18 protein-coding genes are annotated in these 23,119 nt (G+C 67.8%); 13 read left to right on the forward strand and 5 right to left on the reverse strand.

Annotated features, from left to right (window positions below; all coding sequences use genetic code 11):
• Window positions 1-14: 14 nt before the first annotated feature.
• Genes C8J45_RS07000 through C8J45_RS07010 form a run of 3 tightly spaced genes read right to left on the reverse strand, consistent with a single transcriptional unit; the run spans window position 15 to window position 5,187 of the window.
• The gene (locus C8J45_RS07000; RefSeq protein ID WP_107962637.1) at window positions 15-1,781 is read right to left on the reverse strand and encodes a DUF885 family protein; all 1,767 of its coding nucleotides are present in this window, start codon (window positions 1,779-1,781) and stop codon (window positions 15-17) included.
• Window positions 1,782-1,783: 2 nt separating this feature from the next.
• Window positions 1,784-2,803, reverse strand: coding sequence for an Ldh family oxidoreductase (locus tag C8J45_RS07005; protein WP_107962546.1), 1,020 nt, complete (start codon window positions 2,801-2,803; stop codon window positions 1,784-1,786).
• Window positions 2,800-5,187 carry a glycoside hydrolase family 127 protein gene (locus tag C8J45_RS07010; RefSeq protein ID WP_258191339.1) on the reverse strand — a complete coding sequence of 796 codons (2,388 nt, stop codon included), beginning with the start codon at window positions 5,185-5,187 and terminating at the stop codon, window positions 2,800-2,802. Before C8J45_RS07010 ends, C8J45_RS07005 begins: the two co-directional genes overlap by 4 nt.
• A gap of 224 nt (window positions 5,188-5,411) precedes the next feature.
• On the opposite strand from C8J45_RS07010, the gene C8J45_RS07015 reads away from it, so the two are divergent.
• Window positions 5,412-6,689 carry a DEAD/DEAH box helicase gene (locus tag C8J45_RS07015; RefSeq protein WP_107962547.1) on the forward strand — a complete coding sequence of 426 codons (1,278 nt, stop codon included), beginning with the start codon at window positions 5,412-5,414 and terminating at the stop codon, window positions 6,687-6,689.
• Window positions 6,690-6,738: 49 nt separating this feature from the next.
• On the opposite strand, the gene C8J45_RS07020 is transcribed toward C8J45_RS07015, so the two are convergent.
• Together C8J45_RS07020 and C8J45_RS07025 are read right to left on the reverse strand one after the other, a co-directional pair.
• Window positions 6,739-8,799 carry a TonB-dependent siderophore receptor gene (locus C8J45_RS07020; RefSeq protein WP_107962548.1) on the reverse strand — a complete coding sequence of 687 codons (2,061 nt, stop codon included), beginning with the start codon at window positions 8,797-8,799 and terminating at the stop codon, window positions 6,739-6,741.
• A complete protein-coding gene (locus tag C8J45_RS07025) occupies window positions 8,799-11,285 on the reverse strand; it encodes a sulfite reductase flavoprotein subunit alpha (RefSeq protein ID WP_258191340.1) in 2,487 nt (828 codons plus the stop codon). Before C8J45_RS07025 ends, C8J45_RS07020 begins: the two co-directional genes overlap by 1 nt.
• A gap of 339 nt (window positions 11,286-11,624) precedes the next feature.
• Here C8J45_RS07025 and C8J45_RS07030 point away from each other — a divergent pair, with 339 nt between their 5' ends.
• From C8J45_RS07030 to uraH, 12 genes are read left to right on the forward strand one after another with little or no spacing between them, the layout of a single operon-like run.
• A complete protein-coding gene (locus C8J45_RS07030; protein WP_107962549.1) occupies window positions 11,625-11,897 on the forward strand; it encodes a DUF4089 domain-containing protein in 273 nt (90 codons plus the stop codon).
• Window positions 11,894-13,234 carry an AtzE family amidohydrolase gene (locus C8J45_RS07035; protein ID WP_107962550.1) on the forward strand — a complete coding sequence of 447 codons (1,341 nt, stop codon included), beginning with the start codon at window positions 11,894-11,896 and terminating at the stop codon, window positions 13,232-13,234. Before C8J45_RS07030 ends, C8J45_RS07035 begins: the two co-directional genes overlap by 4 nt.
• The gene (locus C8J45_RS07040) at window positions 13,231-14,568 is read left to right on the forward strand and encodes an NCS2 family permease (protein WP_107962551.1); all 1,338 of its coding nucleotides are present in this window, start codon (window positions 13,231-13,233) and stop codon (window positions 14,566-14,568) included. The genes C8J45_RS07035 and C8J45_RS07040 overlap by 4 nt, the downstream gene beginning before the upstream one ends.
• On the forward strand, window positions 14,565-15,473 hold the full coding sequence (locus C8J45_RS07045) for a 5'-methylthioadenosine/S-adenosylhomocysteine nucleosidase (RefSeq protein WP_107962552.1): 909 nt from the start codon (window positions 14,565-14,567) through the stop codon (window positions 15,471-15,473). Before C8J45_RS07040 ends, C8J45_RS07045 begins: the two co-directional genes overlap by 4 nt.
• A 1-nt stretch (window position 15,474) precedes the next feature.
• Window positions 15,475-17,058 (forward strand): gamma-glutamyltransferase family protein, encoded by a 1,584-nt coding sequence (locus tag C8J45_RS07050; protein WP_107962553.1) that lies wholly within the window; start codon window positions 15,475-15,477, stop codon window positions 17,056-17,058.
• Entirely contained in the window at window positions 17,052-18,419 is a 1,368-nt protein-coding gene (locus tag C8J45_RS07055) for a Zn-dependent hydrolase (RefSeq protein WP_107962640.1), read from the forward strand. The genes C8J45_RS07050 and C8J45_RS07055 overlap by 7 nt, the downstream gene beginning before the upstream one ends.
• Before the next feature lie 43 nt (window positions 18,420-18,462).
• Window positions 18,463-19,644 carry an alanine--glyoxylate aminotransferase family protein gene (locus C8J45_RS07060; RefSeq protein ID WP_219907360.1) on the forward strand — a complete coding sequence of 394 codons (1,182 nt, stop codon included), beginning with the start codon at window positions 18,463-18,465 and terminating at the stop codon, window positions 19,642-19,644.
• The gene (puuE, locus tag C8J45_RS07065; protein ID WP_107962554.1) at window positions 19,641-20,516 is read left to right on the forward strand and encodes an allantoinase PuuE; all 876 of its coding nucleotides are present in this window, start codon (window positions 19,641-19,643) and stop codon (window positions 20,514-20,516) included. The genes C8J45_RS07060 and puuE overlap by 4 nt, the downstream gene beginning before the upstream one ends.
• An 8-nt stretch (window positions 20,517-20,524) precedes the next feature.
• Window positions 20,525-20,905, forward strand: a complete 381-nt coding sequence (gene hpxZ / locus C8J45_RS07070) for an oxalurate catabolism protein HpxZ (protein ID WP_107962639.1) — start codon at window positions 20,525-20,527, stop codon at window positions 20,903-20,905.
• Entirely contained in the window at window positions 20,902-21,372 is a 471-nt protein-coding gene (uraD, locus tag C8J45_RS07075) for a 2-oxo-4-hydroxy-4-carboxy-5-ureidoimidazoline decarboxylase (protein ID WP_107962555.1), read from the forward strand. The genes hpxZ and uraD overlap by 4 nt, the downstream gene beginning before the upstream one ends.
• On the forward strand, window positions 21,369-22,790 hold the full coding sequence (locus C8J45_RS07080) for an FAD/NAD(P)-binding protein (protein WP_107962556.1): 1,422 nt from the start codon (window positions 21,369-21,371) through the stop codon (window positions 22,788-22,790). The genes uraD and C8J45_RS07080 overlap by 4 nt, the downstream gene beginning before the upstream one ends.
• Window positions 22,787-23,119: a hydroxyisourate hydrolase gene (gene uraH / locus C8J45_RS07085; RefSeq protein ID WP_107962557.1), complete on the forward strand. Its 333-nt coding sequence runs from the start codon at window positions 22,787-22,789 to the stop codon at window positions 23,117-23,119. The genes C8J45_RS07080 and uraH overlap by 4 nt, the downstream gene beginning before the upstream one ends.

Here is a 23,119-nt window from a genome sequence, read left to right on the forward strand (position 1 = left end):
ACCCTAGCGCGCACTCACTCCTCGTCTGGATACGGCCCCTTCCCGCCTTTCGCGATCAGTTGGTCCGTGCGCGCCTCGATGACCGGGACCGGCACCGATCCCATCTCGAGCATCGCGTCGTGGAACGCGCGGATATTGAACTTCGCGCCGAGCCTGTCCTGCGCCTTTTTCCGCGCCGCCTGGAACGCCATCTGCCCCATGTAATAGGACAGCGCCTGCCCCGGCCACGCGATGTAGCGGTCCACCTCGGTCTCGATCTCGTGATCCGACAGCGCGGTGTTGTCGTGCAGATAGTCCTGCGCCTGCTTCCGACTCCAGCCCTTGGCGTGGATGCCGGTATCGACCACCAGCCGTGCGGCGCGCCATGCCTGATAGCTCAGCATCCCGAACAGGTCGTACGGCGTCTCGTACATCCCCATGTCCTCGCCGAGCGTTTCGCAATACAGCGCCCAGCCCTCGCCATAGACCGACAGATACGTGTCGCGCCGGAACGCCGGCAGGGCCTTGTTTTCGGAAGCGAGCGGCATCTGGAACGCATGCCCCGGCGCGCTCTCGTGCAGCGTCAACGCGATCTGCGAATAGAACGGCCGCGACGGCAGGGCATAGGTGTTGACCAGATAGATGCCCGGCCCACCACGCCCGCCGGTGTAGAACGGCGCGATGTCCGCGGGCACCGGCTTGATCGCGAACCGGCTGCGCGGCAGGTGCCCGAACCACGACGACGCCTTGCCATCGAACGTCTTGGCGATCCACGCCGCGCGGTACAGCAGCTCGTTCGGCGTCTTGGGATAGAATTGCGGATCGGTGCGCAGGTGATTGAAGAACGCCTGCAGGTCGCCCTGGAACTTCACGCTCCGCATGACACCATCCATCCGCGCGCGGATCTTGGCGATCTCGGCGAGCCCGAGCGTATGGATCTGCTCCGGCGTGAGGTCCTGCGTGGTGTATTCGCGGACCTTCGACTGGTAATAGGCCTTGCCGTCGGGAAGGTCGTACGCCGCCAGCCCCTCGCGGGCATGCGGGATGTAGTCGGTGCGCAGGAACTTCAGCAGCGTCGCATAGGCGGGCACGACCGCCTGCGAGATCGCCGTCGCGCCCTCGGCCCTCAGCGCAGCCTGGTCGGCGGCAGGGATCGTCGAGGGGAATGTCTTGAACGGCTCGTAGAACGGCGACTCCAGCGGCGTCTTCGCCTCCGCGACCTGCGCAACGCCGATATCGCGACCTGTCAGGGTCACCCGCGCCGGGGTGAACCCGCGCGCGAGCCCGGCGCGCATGTTGCCGGTCTGCTGGTCGAAATAGCGAGGGATCTGCCGCATCATCGCGATGTAATCGCGATAGTCCTTCACCGACTTGAAATTGCCGCGCGCGCTCTCGGCGACATCGCCCCAGAAGCTCGTGTCCGCGGTCAGCGGCTTTTCGTAGTCGCGATAGCGTTGCTCGGCGAGCAGGGCTTCGATCTGTTGCGCATAGACGGCGTAATTGACACGGTTGGCGGGCGAGAGGCTGACGGGGGCGATCGCCGCCAGTTGGCGCGACACGTCGGTCCAGCGCGCGAGCCGGTCGGCCTGCGCCTTGGGGCCAACGTCCGGCAGGCGGGGCGCGGCGTTCGGGTTGTCCTCACCTTGCGCAAACTGAAGTTGCCGCCACGCATATTCCGACGTGTAGAGTGCCCTGAACCGCGCATCCGCAGACGTCGCCGCCGCAGCCGCCTTTGGAGCATTGGCCGGCATTGCCGCCCCCGCCGTGGAGCCTAGCGCAAGCAACAGGATCAGAGCCTTCATCGTCATTCTCCTGGAACCAGCGCCATGATGTCGCGGTACAGCGCAGCCGGTATCGCCACGCCCTCGGTCAAACTCCGCGCCCGCGCCGCGTAACGCCGCTGCGACGGCAGGCGCGCGCCCTGCTCTTCGATCGCGCCGAACATCGCTTCCGCACGCGCGAGATGTTCGGTCACGGCACTGCCGAGGAACCCGGCGGGATCGATCGCGATGATCAGTTCGCCGCCGATCGGCGACCCGCCGCGTGCCGCGTCCGCCTCGAGCGACTCCCGGCTGGTCATGTCGCCGATCAGCGGCCCCGCGAGCAATTCCACCATCGCCGCCAGCGCCGAGCCCTTGTGCCCGCCGAACGTCCGCATTGCGCCGTTCAACACCGCCGCCGCCTCGGTGGTCGGCTGCCCATCTGCATCATAGCCCCAATCGTCGGGCACTGCCTTCCCCGCGCGCCGATGCAGTTCGATCTCGCCGCGTGCGACCGCACTCGTCGCAAAGTCGAACACGAACGGTTCGCGCCCCGGCCGCGGCCAGCCGAACGCGATCGGATTGGTCCCGAAGACCGGCTGCGTGCCACCGGCCGGCGCTACCCAGGCATGGCTCGGCGTGACCGCGAGTGCGACGAGACCATCCTGGGCCAGCGCCTCGACCTCGGGCCACAACGCCGCGAAATGCACGACGTTGTTGAGTGCCAGCGCGGCGATCCCGTACCCTTGCGCCTTCTTCGCCAGCAGCGGTCGGCCGCGCTCGAACGCGAGTTGCGCAAACCCGCCGCCGCCATCGACGCGGACCAGGGCTGGCGCCGGTTCGCTCACCACCGGATCGGCATCGACCGCCACGACGCCCTTCGCGATGCTGTTCGCCGCGACCAGCAGGCGGTAGATGCCGTGGCTCGCGCAGCCATCGCGCTCGCCGGCGACCATCGTCTCCGCCACCGCCTCGGCATGCGCGCGCGACAGCCCTGCCCCGAGCAGGACTTTGCGCGCCAGTGCCCGCACCTCGTCGAGCGTCATCCGCACGTCTTCGCTCATGCGGCAGCACCCGGCTTGGCGGTCACGATCCGCACACCGAACACGGGCCCGGCGGACGATCGATCATGCGGCACGAACCGCACCTTCACGCTCGCCTTGCCGTTCGTAAGTCCGACCGGCAGCGGATAATCCACATCGAAGAACTTGCCCGGCTTGTCCGCCTCGAGATGCTGGGTCGCGACCTTCACATTGTCGACCAGAATATCGAAATCGCGCGCGCGTTCGTCGCCCCAATAGGTCGCCTGCAACACCAGCGGCCCTGCGCGGGTCTTCATCGCGAACTCCAAAAATCCGCCCGACCGCGCATCGCGCCCATTCCGCCCGCGATAGCTGACCGGATACGAAATCTCCGACGTCAGCGCATGATCGCGCTCGGGCTGCATCTCGCCCAGATGCATCACGTCGACCGACCGTGCGGCGATATCCTTCAACCGCGCCTGTTCGGTCAGGAACGCCGCCTCCTCGGTCTTCCACGCGGTCTCGCTGAACCGCTTGAAATACACCGCGCTGCGCCGGTCGTACTGGCTGTAGAACGGGACGAAGTTCAGGTCGCCGGGCCGGATGATCCCGTGCGTCGCGTAGGTCGCGCCGCCGGCCGCGGTCGGCGTGAACGCGGCGAGCAGGTCCGCCCCGACCATCGCCGGATCGGCTCGCTCCCACTTCACCTCGGTCGATCCGAGATCGGCCGCTACCACCATCGGCCCGCGCAGCACCGCGACCGTATCGATGTCGCCCGGCGCGCTCTCCAGCCGCAGGTCGAGCGGCACGCTGATCGCGACGACGTCGCCGGCCTTCCACCGCCGCTCGACGACCGCATAGCCCTTCGCGATCACCGGCACGACCGTGGTGCCGTTGACCGTCACCGTCGCGCGCCCGTTCGCCCAGCCCGGCACGCGCAACGCGATCGGAAAGCGTCCCGGCCTGCCAAGCTTGGTCAGCGTCAGTCGCGATTCCGGCTCGTAGGGATAGCGCGTATCCAGCGTCAGCACCGCGCCGCGCGCCTTCCACCGCGCCTCCGCCGGGATGTAGAGATTGACCAGCAGCGTATCGCCGCCCTCCCAGAAGATCGCCTCGCCGTGCTTGGCATGGCTCTCCATGCCCGTCCCGACGCAGCACCAGAACGCGTCGTCCGCCGGTGTCGAATACTCGCGCGCCGACCCCGTCATCAGCGGCGTCATATAGGTGAAGCCCGCATTCTTCGGGTTCTGCGCGGCCATGATATGGTTCAGATGCGCGCGCTCGTAATAGTCGAACATCGCGCCGTCCGGCGCCCAGCCGTATAGCTGCTGCGTAAGCTTCAGCATGTTGTAGCTGTTGCAATGCTCGCACGTCTGCTCGGTGATGTGCGTGGCGATGCTGTCGGGTTCAGAGAAATACTCGCGGTCGGCATTGCCGCCGATCACATAGCTGTGGTGCTGCGTGACGGTATTCCAGAAGAACCGCGCGGCATTCGCAGGCGCGGGCTTGCCGGTCAGTTCGTGGATCCGCGCCAGGCCGATCAGCTTCGGCACCTGCGTGTTGGCATGGAAATTGGCCAGCTTGTCCTCACCCGCGACCATCGGATCGAGCATCTTCCGATCGTAGAGCCGTTCCGCCACATCGAGCCAGCGACGATCCCCGGTCCGCGCCGACAACTCGGCGAAACTCTCGTTCAGGCCACCATATTCGCACCCCAGCAACTGCTGCATCTGCGCATCGTCGAGGGCTGCGAACACCCTTGCGAAATACGCACCGAGTCCGGTCGCGACAGCCAGCGCCTGCGTGTTGCCCCACGCCGCGTGCACGTCGAGCAATCCCGCAAACACCTTGTGCACCGTATACAAGGGCGACCAAGAGCCGTTGAGATCGAACCCGCCCGACTTGATCTCACCGCGCATCACCTCGGGGAAGATCTCCTCTCCGTCGACGACCGTCCCGTCCTTACGCTTGCGCCCCAGCGCGCCGATATACCCCGTCCCGCGCTTGGCCTGCGCCCGTGCCAGTTCCGCGACGACGTACTCGGCCTGGACGCGACATTCCGCGTCACCGGTCTGCGCATGCATCAGAACCAGCGCGGTCAGGTAATGGCCCAGCGTATGCCCGGCGATCGTATCGCTTTCCCATCCGCCGTACAGTGGGGCCTTGGCGGGAAGCCCGGCATAGACCATGAAATTGTGCAGCAGCCGATCCGCGCTCAACCGCAGCAGATACGCCCGATTGACCTCGACCGCAGTCGCGTAGACGGATGGTCGCAATCGTACCGCGGACAGCGGCAGGGGCTTGGCCCGCGGCGGCAACAGCGTCGTCGTATCCTTGCCGAACGCCTGTTCGCCCACCGACAAGAGCGCCACCGCCGTCGTCCCCATCAACACATCCCGGCGGCTCGCAAGCATAATCTTCTCCATTCGGATATCGTATACTATACATTGAAGTGCGGGGTGCAAGCGCCGACTTGCCAGCTCGGCCCGAGCATAGCCCGCCTGCCGCTCTCCGTCAGCGCAGACCTCAGCCTGCCCAAACAGCATTCCACGTTGACGCAGTGCAGCATCGCACCTAACAGCCCGCGCTCGCCAATACGCTAAGCCTCACGAGGCGCAGCCTAGCTCAGCGCTGGAGGCGCCGCGTGACAATGACCATGACTTTCGCCGATCTCGCCCTTGCGCCATTTTTGCTGCAGGCGCTCACTGAAGAGGGCTATGTCAGCCCGACCCCGATCCAGGCGCAATCGATCCCGATGCTTCTGCAGGGTCGCGACATGCTCGGTATGGCGCAGACCGGCACGGGCAAGACCGCAGCCTTCGCACTGCCGCTGCTGCACCGGCTTGCTGCCGATCCTCGGCCTGCACCCAAAAATGGTGCTCGTATCCTCGTCCTGGCGCCAACGCGTGAGCTGGTGTCGCAGATCGCCGCAGGCTTCGAGAGCTTTGGCCGCCATCTGAAGCCGCGCGTGACGACGATCTTCGGTGGCGTCAGCCAGTTCCACCAGGTCAAGGCGCTCGAGGCTGGCGTCGACATCATCGTCGCGGCACCGGGCCGGCTGCTCGACCTGATCGACCAGGGCCTGTGCGACCTGTCGCAGCTCGAGGCGCTGGTGCTCGACGAGGCGGATCAGATGCTCGACATGGGCTTTGCCAAGCCGATCGAGCGGATCGTCGAGACGCTGCCGGCGGATCGCCACACCTTGTTGTTCTCGGCGACGATGCCGAAGTCGATCGCCGCGCTGGCCGAGAGCCTTCTGAGCGATCCGGCAAAGGTCGAGATCGCCCCGCCATCGACCACCGTCGACCGGATCGAGCAGTCGGTGATGTTCCTCGATGCCGGCGACAAGAAGGCCGCGCTGCTGGCCCTGTTGCAGACGCCGGACATGGGCCAGGCGGTCGTCTTCACGCTGCAGAAGAACATCGCCAACGAGGTTTGCGCCTTCATCGGCGAGGCCGGCATCACCGCCGAAGCGCTGCACGGCAACAAGTCGCAGGGTCAGCGCGAGCGTGCGCTCGACGCCTTCCGCGCCGGGACCGTGCAGGTTCTCGTGGCGACGGATATCGCCGCACGCGGGATCGACGTCGACACGGTGACGCATGTCTTCAATCACGACCTGCCCAGCCTCCCGGAAAGCTATATCCACCGGATCGGCCGGACCGGTCGCGCAGGCCGCAGCGGTTTTGCCATCACGCTGTGCGATGCAGAACAGCGCGCCTGGCTGCACGACGTCGAGCGTGAGATCGGTCGCACCCTGACCGTTCAGGACGATCACGAATGGCATTGCGAAGTGGCGCGCCATTCGACCAAGCGCGCGCCCGTACTGGGCGGTGGCCCGGTCAAGCAGGTCAAGCCGACGAAGGAGCGCGTGCGCAAGGTCTGGACCGAGGAAGAGAAGATCGCCGCGCGCATGGCGGCGATGGCGTAATACGCTCTTCGGCGGCCATTCGAGCTGCGGCGTCTGCCGCAGCAGGTCGCTAGATCTCCACCGCGAGGCGAACCGATACGGTACGGGGTGCGCCCGGATAATTGGTCGTGCGCGCCACCGGCTGTTCGATGTAGAACGTGTCCGCGACGTTGCGGACGATCAGGCCGAGGCGGTAGCGGTCCGCGATCCGGTAGTCGGCGGTCAGGTCGACGCGCGTATAGCCCGGAATCCTGTAGGTGTTGGCAAGGTCCCCCTCGCGCTCGCCGACACGCGTCGCACCCGCGCCCAGCATCATACCTGCCAGCGGGCCATTGGCGACGCGATAGGTGGTCCACAGGCTCGCGCTGAATTCGGGTACGCCGCGTAGGCGGTTGCCGACCGCGATCACGCTGTCGCGCGTTACCGTCGCATCGAGATAGCCGGCGCTGGCGATCATCCGCCAGCCCGGCAGGATCTCGCCACTGAGGTCGATTTCGGCACCACGCACGCGTTGCTGCCCGGTAACCACGACGAAGCCGCTATTGTCCGGATCGGCGCTCGACACGTTGTTCTTGGTGATGTCGAACACCGCGGCGGTTGCGATCAAGCGACTGTCCGCCGGGGTCAGCTTGATGCCGGCCTCGTATTGGCGGCCAGTTTCGGGCGGCGCCGAGCCGCCGCCGAAGATGCTGGCGCTACGTGGCCGGAACGAGGTCGACCAGTTGCCGTAGATCGCGAGCACCGGGTGCGGATGCCAGACCAGACCAAGCCGCGGCGATGCGCGCCGGCCGTTCTCGACGGTGCGGACGCCGTTGTCGACGGTCGTCTGGTCGACATCGTCCCAGCGCACGCCTGCGAGAATGTCGATCGTGTCGCCGATGCCGATCTGGTCCTGGACATAGCCCGCGCGGTAGCGGGCATCGACGGCGATCGTCCTTGCCGGCACGAAGGCGCCGGGTTGCGCGCCCTGGACCGGATTGGCGATGCTGATGCGCGCCAACGTCGCGCGCGCTTCGCTGGTGTCGCGGTGTGCGTCGACATATTCGAAGCCGGCGAGCATCAGATGCTCCAGCGGACCGGTGCGGAAGCGGACCAGCGCCTCGCTCTGGCTGGTGGTCGCAGAGACCTGCTGGACCTGCTTCACGCCGCGACGCAGGACGAACAGCCCGTCGGTGCTGAGACCGGTGAAGTCGGCGACCGTCCGCCCGCTGTCCCCCGACTGGCGCGAGACGATCTGGCGCAGCGTCAGCCAGTCGGCGACGTCGTGCTCGATGCGACCGCGGATCGTGTGCGAGCGCCCGTAATTCTTCGACCAGGGCTCACCGAAGCTGCGCCCGACCGGGCCCGCGACGGTGTTGCCGACGACGACCAGGCCGCGGTCGCCCGGGCTGGTCTGATAGGTGTAATCATAGTCGATATCGGCGCGCGTCTTCGTACCGGGACGCCATGCGAGCGTCGGCGCGAAGAAGACGCGGGCGCCGTCCGCCTGGTCATCGCGAAAGCTGCCGGTCTCCTGCCCTGCCATGCTGACGCGCGCGGCGAGCGTGTCGGCGAGCGGCCCGGTCACCGACAGCTGTCCCCGCCGCAACCCAAAATCATTGGCCTGCACCGCCGCCTCGAGCCCGAAATCCTGCGAAGGGCGCCGGGTGACGATATTGATCGTGCCGCCCGGCTCGCCGCGCCCGTAGAGCACGGATGCGGGGCCCTTCAACACCTCGACCTGCGCGACGTTGGCGAGATCGCGGACCGTCTCGGTGAAGTTCTGCGCGGGGCTGAGCAGGATCCCGTCGATCGCGTAGGAATTCACCTCGAACCCGCGCACCATGAACAGCTCGGAGCGGTTGCCCTGCGTGCCGCCCTGCTGGACGTTCGACACATTGGCGACCGCATCGCCGAGCCGCGTGATCTGCTGTTCGTCGATCACTTCGCGCGGGATCACCTGGATCGCCTGCGGGATATCCTCGATCCGGGTCTGCGTGCGGGTGGCGCCGGCTGCCTGCTCGGGACGGACGCTGTGACGACGCCCGGTCACCAGGATCTCGTCGAGCAGCGAGCCGTCCTGCGCCGCGACTGGAAGGGGCGCGAGCGCGGCAAGGAGACTCGAGGCAAGCAAGGCGTAACGGACGTGCATCAATAGATATCCCGACGGTACAAGGAGGTGGCGATCATCGTCTCGACACGATCGTCGCCGAGGATCGCCCGGAGTGCGGCATCGACTTCGCTCGCCATCCCGGCGAGACTGCCGCAGACGTAGAACGCGGCGCCGCGGTCGGCCCAGTCGACGATCCCGGACGCGTTCTCGGAGAGCAAGTGCTGGACGTATCGACCGCACCCCGCGTCGCGGGAGAACGCGCGATCGATCCGGGCGAGCGTCCCAAGGCCGAGCAGCCCGTCGAGTTCGTGTGCGAACGGCCGGTCATGGCCTGCGCTGCGTTCGCCGTAGAACAGCCACGCGGCGCCGCCACCGGTCCGCGCACGGTCTCGCAGATGCGCCATCAGCCCGGCGAGGCCGGTCCCGTTGCCGATGAGTACGAGTGGCGTGGCCGGGTCCTCCGGCGCGGCGAACCCGGGGTTCGCGCGGATGCGAACCGGGATCGGATCGCCGATCGCCGCGATCTTCGTGAGCCAGCCCGAGCCGATCCCCAGCCCGCCATCCGCCGCAGGACATTGTCGCACGAGCAGCTCGACCACCCCGGACGCTGTGATCGATGCCACCGAATAATCACGGTGCGGCAGCGGTTTCAGCGCGTCGGGATCGAACATGCCATCCTCCGGCAGGATCGCGGTGGCGAGCGCATCGCGCAACGCGGCGTCCTCCGTCGCATCGCGGGCGGCGAGCACGCGGTCGATCCGCGCGGGATCGTGGCGCGGCTGGATTTCGGCGATCGCACCCGGTGCCCAGTCGGCGTCCGCCGGCGCGGCCAGGACGACGCGGTAGACGGGCGCACCCGGGCTACCCGAATTGACCAGCGTGCGTTCGACCAGCGGCCACGGCGCATAGGCGGCAGGCTGCCAGTCGGGCTGTGCGGCATCGGCACCGATCGCGTGCAGCTGCTGCTGCCAGTGGCGCTCGCCATCGGGATCGTCGCCGTCGAGTTCGACTAGGTCGAACAGACGCCGCGCGCCGCTCGCATGCAGCCACGCATCGACGCGGTGGCCGAACGCGCAGAAATCGACATATTCGCGGTCGCCGAGCGCTAGCAACGCATAGTCGACGCCCGACAGATCGGCAGGCATCGCCATGACCGAGCGCTCGAACGCGTGCGCCGGATCGGGGGCATCGCCCTCGCCATAGGTCGCGACCACGAACAGCACGGTGCCGGCTGCACGCAGATCGGCCGGCGACACCGCCGCCATCGCGTGCACCGTCGCCTGCGGGAACGCGCCGGCACTCAGCCGGGCGAGCCGCTCCGCACTGCCGGTCTGCGAGGCATGGACGACCAGGACGCCCGTGCCGTCCTCTGCCTGTCCGGACGTCATGACCGCCGCCAGCGCGCGCTTGCTGCGGCGGCGCGCGAGATACAGCAACAGCCCGGTCACCGTGAACAACGGCATCGTCAGGCTGGTCAGGAACAGCGCAATACGACCCGGCAGCCCGAAGAATGCCCCTGTATGGAGCGGATAGATGTTGGTCGCGATCGTCTCGCCGATGCTGCGGTCGTCATAGCGATCCGTCTTGAGCGACGCGCCGGTGGCGGCATCGAAGCGCAGTTCGTCGGTCATCCGGTCGAACCGCGCGCCTTGCGGCAGGACGCGCATCGTCACCGGCTTGTCCCCGGTCGGCAGCGTGACGACGACGCGGTCGTAGTGCGCCCCGTCGCTGCGCAGGAAATTCGCCCAGGCGGGTGCCATCGGCAGCGACGGGCCGGCCGGTGCATCGTCTTTACCGCGTTCAGCGGAACGGCGTTCGGCGGGCGCGCTCTTGCCGGTCAGCGCATACCGCACGCCTTCGCGGTACCAGCCATAGGACCACCACAGCCCGGTCAGCGCGCTGAGCAGATAGAAGGCGAGCATCCACCCGCCGATCACCGCGTGGAGTGCACGGTACAGGTTGCGCCCGGTCTTGCGCAGGTCGAGCACGAACCACGCACGCCAGTCGAGCGGGTGGCGTGGCCAGCGCAGGTACAACCCCGACAGCGCGAAGAAGATCAGCGCGATCGCCGAGAACCCGGTGATCTGCCGGCCGATGCCGTTGCCCGCACCCGGCAGCGCCAGCCAGCGGTGCAGATCCTCGATCGTGCGGAAGGCGCCGGCGCCGGTCGCCTTGCCCAGCAACACCCCGGTACGCGGATCGATATAGCTGCGATCGCCCAGTCGCTGGCCCTTTTCGGGCGCGAAATGCACTGCGGCGGCACGCGTCGGATCGCGCTCGATCGTCACGTCCTGCACGCGCGCACCATCCCGCTGATAGGCAGCGGCGGCGGCCAGCGCGTCGGGAGACAGAGCGTTCGCACGTCCGGTGGGCGCTGCGATTCTGACGACACCGGGACTTAGCGCTGCCATGATCTCGTCCTCGAACGCCATCCCGGCGCCCGTGACGCCCATCAGCGCGAGAACGAACCCGGCCGTGATGCCGAGAAACCAGTGAACCTGGAACAGGGCGCGCCGTACGGTCACGTCGCGGCGTACCGGTTTAGAACTACAGACTGCATACACCCCCGATTCACGAGCGGGCGTTAGCAGTTATTGATATTGGTTCTCAACCGCAAATGAAGATTTTTTCACGATCGTCCGCGTCAGGGGGACGAGGTTGCAACGTTCCACCGCTCGCGAGCAGGGGTGCGCTCATTTTTGCAACGATACACGCAATTCAATGTGGTGGATCGGTCGGATCGAACCGGGCATCATGCCCGCAATGTCCCGTCCCACCCTCACGCCGCCTCTTATAATCGTCTCTCGAACCCCGCGAGATGGCGGATCCAGGGCGATTTCGGCACGTCTCAAGGCATATAGGCGATGACCCTGCTCTGGGTGCGGCACGTCATGCATTGCCTATCGGGCGCGCCACGTGCCGGGCGGGCGAACACCGCGGCACCAGGGACGTCGGCCGATCACGTCGACAAGGATGCGCTCGCCCTTCCCCGCACCGATGCCGAGATCGCGCTAGCGGCGGCGAGCATCGATCTGGCGATACCGGACGCGTGCATGCCCGGCGTCGTCGCGAACCTCGCTCTCCTCGACACGCATGCCCGCAACTTACGCGACGAAAGTCGGGAGACCGGTCGATGATCGACGCGGTAGCAATCGCCCACGACGTTCGTGCAGGCCTGACCACCGCGAGTGCCGTCGTCGAACGCTGTCTCGCCGATCTGGAAAGCGAAGATCGTCGCCTCGGTGCGCTCACGCGCATCGTTCATGATCGTGCGCGTCTCGAGGCGCGGCAGATCGACGACGACGTCGCGGCGGGGCGGGATCCCGGCCCGTTGGCGGGCGTGCCGTATGGCGTGAAGGACCTGTTCGACGTCGCCGGCCTGCCGACGACCGCCGGTTCCACGATCTACGCTGACGCTGAACCCGCCCGAGCCGATGCCGAAGCGATCCGCCGGCTGCGCGAAGCCGGGGCCGTTCTGGTCGCGACGCTCAACATGGACGAGTTCGCCTATGGCTTCGCGACGATCAACGCGCGGCATGGGACGACGCGCAATCCACACGATCTCGATCGGCTCGCAGGGGGATCGTCGGGCGGATCGGCGGCAGTCGTCGCCGCCGGGTTGCTGCCTTTCGCGCTCGGCTCGGACACCAACGGCTCGATCCGGGTGCCGGCCAGCCTGACCGGTGTCTATGGTCTCAAACCGACGCATGACGACCTGCCGATGCGCGGTGTGTTTCCGTTTGCCGAGAGCTTCGACGATATCGGCCCGTTCGCGACCTCGGTCGCCGACCTTCGTCGCGTATGGGAGGTGTTGTGGGGGAGCGCTCCCGCTGACGATCCCGACCGAGAGTTCCGCGTCGCGCAATTGGGCGGTCGCTTCCTGCAAAATGCGGATCCGGACCAGCTGGCAGCGATCTCCGAGATCGCTCCCGACGCGCCCGTGCTCGACCTGCCCGACATCGCCCGAGCGCGGTCCGCGGCGTTCCTGATCACGGCTTACGAGGGCGGCACGTTGCACCGCTCGGCGCTGGCAAAGGATGCGATGGCGTTCGATCCCGCCACCCGCGACCGCCTCCTCGCCGGCGCGCTTATCCCCCGCGCGCTGTACGACGCCGCGCAGGACTTTCGCAGGTCGTTCAAGGCGATGATCGTCGAACTTGTCTCGGAGTATGACGTTCTGCTCGCCCTTGCCGCGCCGTGCGTGGCGCCACTGGTCTCCGATCCGCGCATCGCGATCGACGGCATGCTGAAACCCGCGAGGTCGGACCTCGGCATCCACACGCAGCCGATCAGCTTCACCGGCCTTCCCTCGCTCAGCGTACCGTTGCGGAGGCCGGGACGATTGCCGCTAGGGCTTCAGCTGATCGGGCGGCGCAATGGAGAATCGACGCTGTTCCGTTTCGCCGCCATGCTGGAAGACAGGGGGGTGATCGGAGTGTCTCCGCCGCCCGGGGTTTGGGGAAAAGACGCATGACAGCAGCAACGGGTCGGCTCGACCGGTATTTCAGCCTGACCGAACGCGGCACGTCCGCGCGTACCGAAGTGCTGGCCGGCTTCACCACCTTCCTGACGATGGCCTATATCGTGCTCGTCAATCCGGCGATCCTCGGCCAGGCTGGCATGCCGATCGCCTCGGTCGCCGCGGCGACGTGCTTTGCCGCGGCATTCGGCTCGATCCTGATGGGCTTCGTCGCCAACACGCCGCTGGCGCTCGCGCCGGGCATGGGACTGAACGCCTATTTCAGCTTCACTGTCGTGCAGCAGATGGGCGTGCCGTGGCCGGTCGCGCTCGGCTGCGTCTTCCTGTCGGGTGTCGCGTTCCTGATCCTGACGCTGACCGGCGTGCGACAGCTGATCGTCGCGGTCATCCCGATGCACCTGTTCGCCGCCGTCGCGGGCGGGATCGGGCTGTTCATCGGCTTCATCGGCTTGAAGAACGCGGGCATCGTCGTCGCCAACCCCGCGACCTTCGTGGCACTGGGCGACCTGAAGGCGCCCGGCGCCGTGCTGGCGCTATTCGGCCTGCTCCTGATCGCCACGCTCAGCGTGTGGAAAGTGCGCGGGGCGATGCTGATCGGCATCGTCGCGACCACGCTCGTCGCCTGGATCTTCGGCCAGGTCACCGTGACACCCGCGCCCTACAGCCTGTCGGCGCTCACCGGCACGGCGTTCGCGCTCGACCTGCCCGGCGTGTTCGGGCTGACCGGCAGCCACGGCCTCGGGCTGCTCGAAATCCTGTTCGTGTTCCTGTTCGTCGACCTGTTCGACAATATCGGGACGCTCGTCGCGGTCACCAAGCGCGCCGGGCTGATGGACGCGGCGGGCCGTATTCCCGGCCTCAACCGCATCCTGATGGCCGACGCGGCGGCGACGATCGTCGGATCGATGGCGGGCACCAGCACCGTCACCAGCTATGTCGAGAGCGCGGCGGGCGTGCAGGAGGGTGGGCGCACCGGGCTGACCGCGGTCGTCACCGGCGTCCTGTTCCTGCTGACGATGTTCGTCGCGCCCTATGCGCAGATCGTGCCGCTCGCGGCGACCGCGCCTGCGCTTATCATCGTCGGCGGGCTCATGCTGTTGCCGCTGACCGAGGTTCAGTGGGAGGATCCGCAGTCGGCGATCCCCGCCTTCCTGACCGTGGCGATGATCCCGCTGACCTTCTCGATCGCCAACGGCCTCGCCTTCGGGATCACCGCGCACGCCGCGCTGAAACTGCTGCGTGGGCAGGCGGAGCGGAAGGACTGGTTCCTGTTCCTGCTCGCTGGCCTGTTCGTCGTTCGCTTCGTCTGGATGAGTGCCGCCGCATGAAAATTCTTCTGGCCCTGCTCGCGATCGTCGCCACGCCCGCGGTTGCCGAACCGCTCGATGCCATTCCGCGCACCGTCGTGATGACGGCGTTCGCGCCGGAATGGGAATCGCTCGCGCACTCCGTCGACACGCCGAAGACGTACAAGATCAACGGCCTGACCTTCCTCACCGGCACGATGGCCGGCAAGCCAGTGCTGTTGATGCAGAGCGGCGTCAGCATGGTGAACGCGGCGATGAACACGCAGCTCGTGCTCGATCGCTTCACGGTGCGGCGGATCGTGTTCTCGGGAATCGCCGGCGGAGTCGATCCGGCGCTGTCGATCGGCGACGTCGTCGTCCCCGAACACTGGGCGCAATATCTCGAAGTGTCGTTCGCCAGGAAGGCCGGCGAAGGCTGGACACCGCCCGAGACGACCGATGCGGACGCGCCGAAGAACTACGGCATGATGTTCCCCCGCGGCGTCCGCGTCGGCAATGCGACCGAGCCGGCGCGTCGCCACTATGCATTCCCGGTCGATCCGGCGATGCTCGCCCTGGCGCGGAAAGTCGCCGCCGGCGTCAAGTTGCGCCGTTGCGTATCCGGGGATGCCAAAGCCGCCGGTTGCCTCGCGGAAACGCCCAAGATCGTGGTCGGCGGCACCGGGGTCAGCGCCGGCGTCTATGCCGACAACGCCGAATTCCGCACCTATCTGTCGCAGACCTACAAGGCGCCCGTGCTCGACATGGAGAGCGCCGCGGTGGCGCAGGTCGCCTATGCCAACGCCGTCCCGGTGATCGTCTTCCGCAGCCTCTCGGATCTTGCCGGCGGCGATGCGGGCGCGAACCAGATGACGGTCTTCATGGAGCTTGCCGCGGTCAATTCCGCCGACGTCGTCCGCGCGTTCGTCGCGGCATTGCCCAACTGACATGACGCTGACGACCGTCACCGGCGCCAAAGCTTTGGTCACCGCGCCGCACCACCTGGCGGCAGAGGCCGGACTCGGCGTGTTGCGCGACGGCGGCAACGCGGTCGAGGCGGCGGTCGCGGTCGCCGCAACGCTGGCGGTGGCCTATCCGCACATGACGGGGATCGGCGGCGACGGCTTCTGGCTGATCTGCGAACCGGACGGCGAGGTTCGCGCGGTTCACGGCTGCGGTGCCGCCGCAGCCAAGGCGGACCTGTCCCTCTATACCGGCCTCGACGCGGTGCCGAACCGCGGCCCGCTGGCGGCGAATACGGTCGCTGGCACGATCTCCGGATGGGCCGCGGCGCTGGAGCAGACCGGCGGCACCCTGCCGCTCGACCGCCTGCTGCGCGACGCGATCGACAATGCGGAGGCCGGCGTTGCCGTCACCACGGGCGGCGCGGCGATCGCCGCCGCGAAAGGCGACGAGCTCCGCGGACAACCCGGCGCCTATGCCGCAATCTTCGAACCCGAAGGCCGCCCGCTCCGCGCCGGCGACAGGCTTCGGCAACCGCTGCTCGCGCAAACCCTCCGCCAACTCACCGCGAACGGCCTCGACGATTTCTATCGCGGGAACCTCGCCTCACGGATCGCCGCCGATCTCGACGCGCTCGGCAGCCCGGTTGCGCTTGCCGATCTCGCAGAGCATCACGCGACCCAACCAGCACCGCTGACCGTCCGCATCGATGGCGCCAGCCTCTACAACAGCGCCCCACCGACGCAGGGCATCGCCTCGCTGCTGATCCTCGCCCTGTTCGATCGCCTTGCCGCGGCGGAAGGCGAAAGCTTCGACCACGTCCACCGCCTGATCGAGGCGACCAAGCAGGCGTTCCTCTGGCGCGACCGGCATTGCGGCGACCCCGGTTTCATGACCGACGAACCGCAGGCGTTGCTAGACGATGCCGCCGCGCTCGATGCGCTGGCCGCACGGATCGACTCGAAGCGCGCGCTCCCGTGGCCGCAACCGCCGCAATGGGGCGATACGTGCTGGTTCGGCGCTGCCGACGCCGAGGGCCGTGTCGTCAGTGCGATCCAGTCGACCTATTTCGAGTTCGGGTCGGGCCTCGTCCTGCCCGGCACCGGCATCACCTGGCAGAACCGCGGCAGTTCGTTCCGCCTCGCCGAGAGCGGCTGGAACGCGCTGAAACCCGGTCGCCGGCCGTTCCACACGCTCAACCCCGCGCTCGCCCGCTTCGACGACGGCCGGACGATGGCCTACGGCACGATGGGCGGCGAAGGCCAGCCGCAGACGCAGGCGGCGTTGTTCACCCGCTACGCGCGATACGGCAGCGATCTCCAGGCCGCGATCAACGCGCCGCGCTGGCTGCTCGGCCGCACCTGGGGCGAACAGAGCACGACGCTCAAGATCGAGGACGGCCTGCCGGGTGACCTGTACGCAGCACTCGCCGAAGCGGGCCATGACGTCGAACGCGTCGGCCCGCTGACGGCAATGATGGGCCACGCCGGCGCGATCGTCCGCCACGCCGATGGCCGGCTCGAAGGCGCGACCGATCCCCGCAGCGATGGCGGCGTGGCCGCGTGGTAAGCGCACTCCCCCCCGGCGGTGCCCGCGCCGTCGCCCGCTGCGACGAACTCGGCGTCGCGCCGTATAGCGACCTGCCCGACAGCCTCTACCGCGGCTATCTCACCCCCGCCCATCGCGCCGCGCTAGACCGCGTGGGGGCATGGATGGTCGAAGCCGGCATGCAGATCCGCATAGACCCCGCCGCCAACCTGATCGGGCGTTACGAAGGTCTCGCGCCCGATCCGCCCGCGCTGATCATCGCCAGCCACATCGACAGCGTCCGGGACGGCGGGCGGTACGATGGTCCGCTCGGCATCATGCTCGGGATCGAAGCCGTCGCCGCGCTGCAAGGCCGCCGCCTGCCCTTCGCGATCGAGGTGATCGCGTTCGGCGACGAGGAAGGCTCCCGCTTCCCCGCCGCGATGCTGACCAGCCGCGCGGTCGCCGGCACGCTCGACGCGTCCGCGCTCGACATGATCGACGCGCACGGCATCTCGGTCGCCGAAGCGCTAGCCGAGATGGGCTTGGACGTCGTCGAATACCTTACCGCCGCCCGCGCACCTGGCACCGCACTCGCCTATCTCGAGGCGCATATCGAACAGGGCCCGCTGCTCGAAGCGGAGGGCCTGGCCGTCGGCACGGTCACCGGCATCGCCGCGCAACTCCGCTACGAGATAACCGTCACCGGCACCGCGGGCCATGCCGGCACCACCTCGATGCCACTCCGCCGCGACGCGCTCGCCGGTGCGGCCGAGATGATCCTCGCGGTGGAAACGATCGCCGGAGCCGCAGCCTCCGATCTCGTCGCTACGGTCGGCCGCATCGAAGCATCCCCCGGCGCGGCCAACGTCATTCCCGGGAGCGTCACGTTCACGCTCGACGTTCGCGCAGGGGACCCGACCCGACGCGACGAGGCCGCCGCAGACATCCTCGAAGCAATCCGCGCCATTGCCGGCCCTTCCTCGTTCCCCCGCGAAGGCGGGGTCCCAGGATCACAGGCGATACCGTCCGTGGCTCCTGTACCCCCGCCTTCGCGGGGGTACAGCGGTTTTGCGCAAGATGGTGCCGGCAGCCGCAACCTCGACGTTGCAATCACCCTGATCCACGACCTCCCCGCCAGCCCGTGCGACCCAGCCCTCATGGACCTGCTGGACGCCGCCACGACCGCTGCGGGCCACCCCATTCGCCGCCTCGTCTCCGGCGCAGGCCACGACGCGATGGTCATGGCCGCGCTCTGCCCGACGGCGATGCTCTTCATCCGCTGCCGTGGCGGGATCAGCCACAACCCCGCCGAACATGTCGACCCCGCCGATGCCGAGATCGCGCTGGCCGTCATGTCCGGATTCATCGACAGACTGGGAGCGACCCTTGACCCTGCTTGACCCCCTGTTGTTCGGGGAAATCGACCCGCCGCAGCGCCTGCTGATGGGCCCCGGCCCGATCAACGCGCACCCGCGCGTGTTGCGTGCGATGGCCGCTGACCTGCTCGGCCAGTTTGACCCCGAGATGACCGCCTACATGACCCAGGTCATGGCGCTCTACCGCCCGGTCTTCGGCACGACCAACCACTGGACGATGCTGATCGACGGCACCGCGCGCGCCGGGATCGAGGCGGCACTGGTCAGCCTCGTCACGCCCGGCGACACCGTGCTCGTGGTCAATTTCGGCCGGTTTGGGCTACTCCTCACCGAGATACTCGCCCGCATCGGCGCGGTCGTCGAGACCGTCGAAGCCCCCTGGGGCGAGACCGTCCCGCTCGACGCGATCGCGGCCGCCATCGAACGCACCGCCCCCAAGGTAGTCGCCTCGGTTCACGGCGATACCTCCACGACGATGGCGCAACCGCTCGAAGGGCTCGGCGCGCTATGCCGAGCAGCCGGCGCGCTGAGCTATGTCGACGCCACCGCCACCATCGGCGGCATGGAGATCGTGACCGATCGCTGGGGCATCGACGTCGTCACCGGCGGCTTGCAGAAGTGCCTCGGCGGCCCGTCCGGCTCGGCTCCGATCACCATCTCCGACGCCGCCGCCGCACACATCGCCGCGCGCCGCCACGTCGAGCGCGGCATCCGTCGCGACGACATCTCCGACGGCGCCGGCCCCCGCATCGGATCCAACTATTTCGACCTCGCGATGATAATGGATTACTGGTCGGACAAGCGCCTCAACCACCATACCGAAGCCACCTCGATGCTCTACGCGGCAAGGGAATGCGCAAGGCTGGCGCTCGGCGAAGGCCTCGACGCCCGCTTTGTCCGCCACGCCTCGGCCGGCCGCGCGATGACCGCAGGCCTGCGCGCGATGGGCCTGAGGGTCTTCGGCGATGATGCGCACCGGATGACCAACGTGACCGGCGTCTACATTCCCGACGGCGTCGACGGCGAGCGCGTCCGCACCGCGATGCGCGAGCATTTCGAGATCGAGATCGGCACCGCGTTCGGACCGCTCCAGGGCAAGGTCTGGCGGCTCGGCGCGATGGGCTACAACGCGATGAAGCATAAGGTGCTGCTGACTCTCGCCGCATTGGAGGCGTGCCTCAAGGCCGAGGGCTATCTGCTCCCCGACGGCGAAGCGGTGAAGGCCGCGCTCGAGGCCTGGCACGCATGACTCCCGCGCGCGACCTGATCGGCTACGGCGCCACCCCCCCCGATCCGCGCTGGCCGGGCGGTGTGCGCGTGGCCGTGCAGTTCGTCATCAACTATGAGGAAGGCGCTGAGAACAGCGTCCTCAACGGCGATGCGGGCTCGGAAGCGTTCCTCTCCGAAATGGTCGGCGCAGTCAGCCACCCGGACCGCGCGATGGCGATGGAGAGCCTCTATGAATATGGCGCGCGAGCCGGCTTTTGGCGCCTCCACCGCCTGTTCACAAACCGCGCCCTTCCCGTCACGGTCTTCGGCGTCGCCAAAGCGCTCGAAACGAACCCTGCCGCTGTCGAGGCGATGCTTGCCGCGGACTGGGAGATCGCCAGCCACGGCCTCCGCTGGATCGACTACCAGTCCGTCCCCGAAGCCGTCGAACGCGCGCACATCGCCGAAGCCGTCGCGCTCCACACCCGCCTGACCGGCACCCGCCCGCTGGGCTGGTACCAGGGCCGCACTTCCCCCAATACCGCGCGCCTGATCGCGGAAGAGGGCGGCTTCGCCTACGACGCCGACAGCTATGCCGACGACCTGCCCTACTGGGTCGGCCGGCAGTTGATCGTCCCCTACACGCTCGACGCCAACGACATGAAGTTCGTGAGCCAGAACGGCTTCACCGAGGGCGACCAGTTCTTCCGCTACCTCCGCGACACGTTCGAGCAACTGCGCAGCGAAGGCGGAAGGATGATGTCGGTCGGCCTCCACGCGCGCATCGCCGGCCGCCCCGCCCGCGCGCTCGCGCTCGCCAAGTTCATTGATCACGTCATCGCCAGCGGGGATGCCTGGGTCGCCCGCCGCATCGATATCGCGCGCCACTGGATGGAGGTGCACCCGGCATGATGCCCGCATTGAAGATCGACGACCCCGTCCTGCTCGCCGAAGTGACCCAGGCGTTCGAAGCCTATGAGCGCGCGCTGATGGCCGACGACGTCGCCGCGCTCGACGCGCTGTTCCACGCCGCGCCCACCACCAACCGCTACGGGGTCGGCGAAGTCCTGTACGGCATCGACGCGATCCGCGACTTCCGCAAAGGCCGCGGTGGCTCGCCCCAGCGCAAGCTCGGTCGCGTCGCGATCACCGTCTACGGCGATGCGTTCGCCACCGCCGACGCCGAATTCCACCGCGAAGGAAGCGACCGCCGCGGCCGCCAGACGCAGGCCTGGGTGAAGTTCGCGGATGGCTGGAAAGTGGTCTCCGCGCACGTCAGCCTCGAAGGGACGACGCATTGACCGCCGCCGAAGCGTTCGTCGCGCGCCATGCCGCCCTGTTCGAGCACTCGCCCTGGGTCGTCGAACGCGCCGCCGAGGCGCTTCCGTTTGCGGACGTGCACGCCGGACTGATGGCCGCGGTCCACGCCGCAAGTCCCGAAGACCAGCTCGCCCTGATCCGCGCGCACCCCGAACTCGCCGGCAAGGCCGCGATCGACCGCACGCTGACAGAGGCCTCGACCGCCGAACAAGCCTCTGCGGGTCTGGACCGCCTGACGCCCGCCGAGTTCGACCGCTTCCACGCGCTCAACACAGCCTATCGCGACCGCTTCGACTTCCCGTTCATCGTCTGCGTCCGCTTGACCGACAAGGCCGGCATCCTCGCCGCGATGGAGCAACGCCTTAGCAACTCCCGCGATACCGAGATTGCCACCGCACTCGCGCAGATCGGCGAGATCGTCCGGCTCCGACTGGAAGGCCTCGCATGACCGGCCTCCCCGCACTCGAAGCGGACCTCGCCCGCCAACTCGCCCTGATCGGTCACGGTGGCGCAGACTGGACCCGCCCCCGCGCGCATCCAGACGGCCATGTCCACGACGTCGTCATCATCGGCGGCGGCCAGAGCGGACTCGCCGTCGCGTTCGGCCTGCGCCGCGAACGCGTCTCGAACATCGCGATCATCGACGAGAACCCGGCCGGCTACGAAGGCCCGTGGGACACCTACGCGCGGATGATCACGCTGCGCACGCCGAAAGGGCTCAACCCGATCGACTTCGGCGTCCCCGCGCTCAGTTTCCGCGCATGGTATGAGGCGCAACACGGCACCGAAGGCTGGGACGCGCTCGACAAGATCCCCCGTGGCGACTGGATGGCGTACCTCCGCTGGTACCGCCGCGTGCTCGCACTCCCGGTCCGCAACGATGCGAAACTCGACCTGATCGAGCCGCTCGAACAGGGCCTCTACCGCCTCCACATCGCCGGCCAAGCGCCGCTGCTAGCGCGCAAGGTGGTCCTGGCAACCGGCATTCAGGGCGGCGGCGAATGGCACGTCCCGCCGATGATCGGGAATGCTCTCCCCCGTAACTTTTACGCGCATACCAGCGAACCGATCGATTACGCGGCACTCGCCGGCAAGCGGATCGGCATCCTCGGCGGCGGCGCCTCCGCGTTCGACAATGCCAATGCCGCGCTGGAGTCCGGCGTAGCGGCGGTCGACGTGTTCCTCCGTCGTAAAGTCCTGCCGCGGATCAACCCGATTCGCCACATGGAGCGCGTCGGTTTCACCGGCCGCTATCCCGCGCTCGCCGACGCCGACAAATACGCGGTGATGGCCGCGTTCCTCGGCCACAACCAGCCTCCGACCAACGACATTTTCGCGCGCGCCTCCGCCAAGCCCGGGTTCGCGCTACACCTCGGCGCACCCTGGCTGTCCGTCGCAAACGAAGACGACAAGGTCCGGGTAACGACACCGCACGGCGAGCATGTCTTCGATTTCGTCGTGCTCTCGACCGGTCTCGTCAGCGATTCCAGCCTGCGCCCCGAACTCAAAATGGTTGCTGGAAAGATCGCGCGCTGGGCCGACCGCTACACGCCGCCAGTTGGGCAGGCGAATGCGCTCATCGACGCGCATCCCTATCTCGGCACCGGCTTCGAGCTCCTCCCCCGCGACCCTGCTGATGGGCCAGATCTGCACGGCCTGTTCGCCTTCAACTACGCGGCACTCGTCAGCCTCGGCCTGTCCGCCTCCGCGCTCTCGGGCCTGCGCACGGCACTTCCCAGGGTCGTGAAAGGCATCACCGACCAGCTCTTCCTCGACGACCGCGAATCCCTGGTCGCCGATCTGCTCGCCTATGACGAAGCCGAATTCGTCGGCGAATGGCCTCCCGCTCAGGACGCAACCGCATGACGACTATCTCCACGCACGTCCTGGACACCGCCCACGGCCGCCCCGCCGTCAATGTCGCGGTCCGCCTGTCGACCCCAGCCGGCGCGTGGCTGTTCTCGGGCATCACCAACGCGGACGGCCGCTGCCCCGGCCTGCCGACGATCGCCCCCGGCCGCTATCGCCTCGAATTCTCGGTCGCCGACTATTTCCGCAGCCTCGACGTCGCCCTGCCCGACCCGCCGTTCCTCGACATCGTCGCGATCGATTTCGGAATCGCCGACGACGCCGGCCATTATCACGTGCCGCTGCTCGTCTCCCCGTTCGCCTACTCGACCTATCGCGGCAGCTGA

Source organism: Sphingomonas sp. PP-CE-3G-477, from assembly GCF_003050745.1.
In the GTDB taxonomy this organism is placed as follows: domain Bacteria; phylum Pseudomonadota; class Alphaproteobacteria; order Sphingomonadales; family Sphingomonadaceae; genus Sphingomonas.

Excerpts from the sequence above, each read along its gene's own strand:
- C8J45_RS07050 (WP_107962553.1), top strand. The coding sequence starts at position 15,475 with ATGACGCTGACGACCGTCACCGGCGCCAAAGCTTTGGTCACCGCGCCG.
- puuE (WP_107962554.1), top strand. The coding sequence starts at position 19,641 with ATGACTCCCGCGCGCGACCTGATCGGCTACGGCGCCACCCCCCCCGAT.
- C8J45_RS07040 (WP_107962551.1), top strand. The coding sequence starts at position 13,231 with ATGACAGCAGCAACGGGTCGGCTCGACCGGTATTTCAGCCTGACCGAA.
- C8J45_RS07060 (WP_219907360.1), top strand. The coding sequence starts at position 18,463 with ATGGGCCCCGGCCCGATCAACGCGCACCCGCGCGTGTTGCGTGCGATG.
- C8J45_RS07045 (WP_107962552.1), top strand. The coding sequence starts at position 14,565 with ATGAAAATTCTTCTGGCCCTGCTCGCGATCGTCGCCACGCCCGCGGTT.
- C8J45_RS07080 (WP_107962556.1), top strand. The coding sequence starts at position 21,369 with ATGACCGGCCTCCCCGCACTCGAAGCGGACCTCGCCCGCCAACTCGCC.
- C8J45_RS07000 (WP_107962637.1), bottom strand. The coding sequence starts at position 1,781 with ATGAAGGCTCTGATCCTGTTGCTTGCGCTAGGCTCCACGGCGGGGGCG.
- C8J45_RS07035 (WP_107962550.1), top strand. The coding sequence starts at position 11,894 with ATGATCGACGCGGTAGCAATCGCCCACGACGTTCGTGCAGGCCTGACC.
- uraH (WP_107962557.1), top strand. The coding sequence starts at position 22,787 with ATGACGACTATCTCCACGCACGTCCTGGACACCGCCCACGGCCGCCCC.
- C8J45_RS07010 (WP_258191339.1), bottom strand. The coding sequence starts at position 5,187 with ATGGAGAAGATTATGCTTGCGAGCCGCCGGGATGTGTTGATGGGGACG.
- C8J45_RS07015 (WP_107962547.1), top strand. The coding sequence starts at position 5,412 with ATGACCATGACTTTCGCCGATCTCGCCCTTGCGCCATTTTTGCTGCAG.
- C8J45_RS07020 (WP_107962548.1), bottom strand. The coding sequence starts at position 8,799 with ATGCACGTCCGTTACGCCTTGCTTGCCTCGAGTCTCCTTGCCGCGCTC.
- C8J45_RS07030 (WP_107962549.1), top strand. The coding sequence starts at position 11,625 with ATGACCCTGCTCTGGGTGCGGCACGTCATGCATTGCCTATCGGGCGCG.
- C8J45_RS07005 (WP_107962546.1), bottom strand. The coding sequence starts at position 2,803 with ATGAGCGAAGACGTGCGGATGACGCTCGACGAGGTGCGGGCACTGGCG.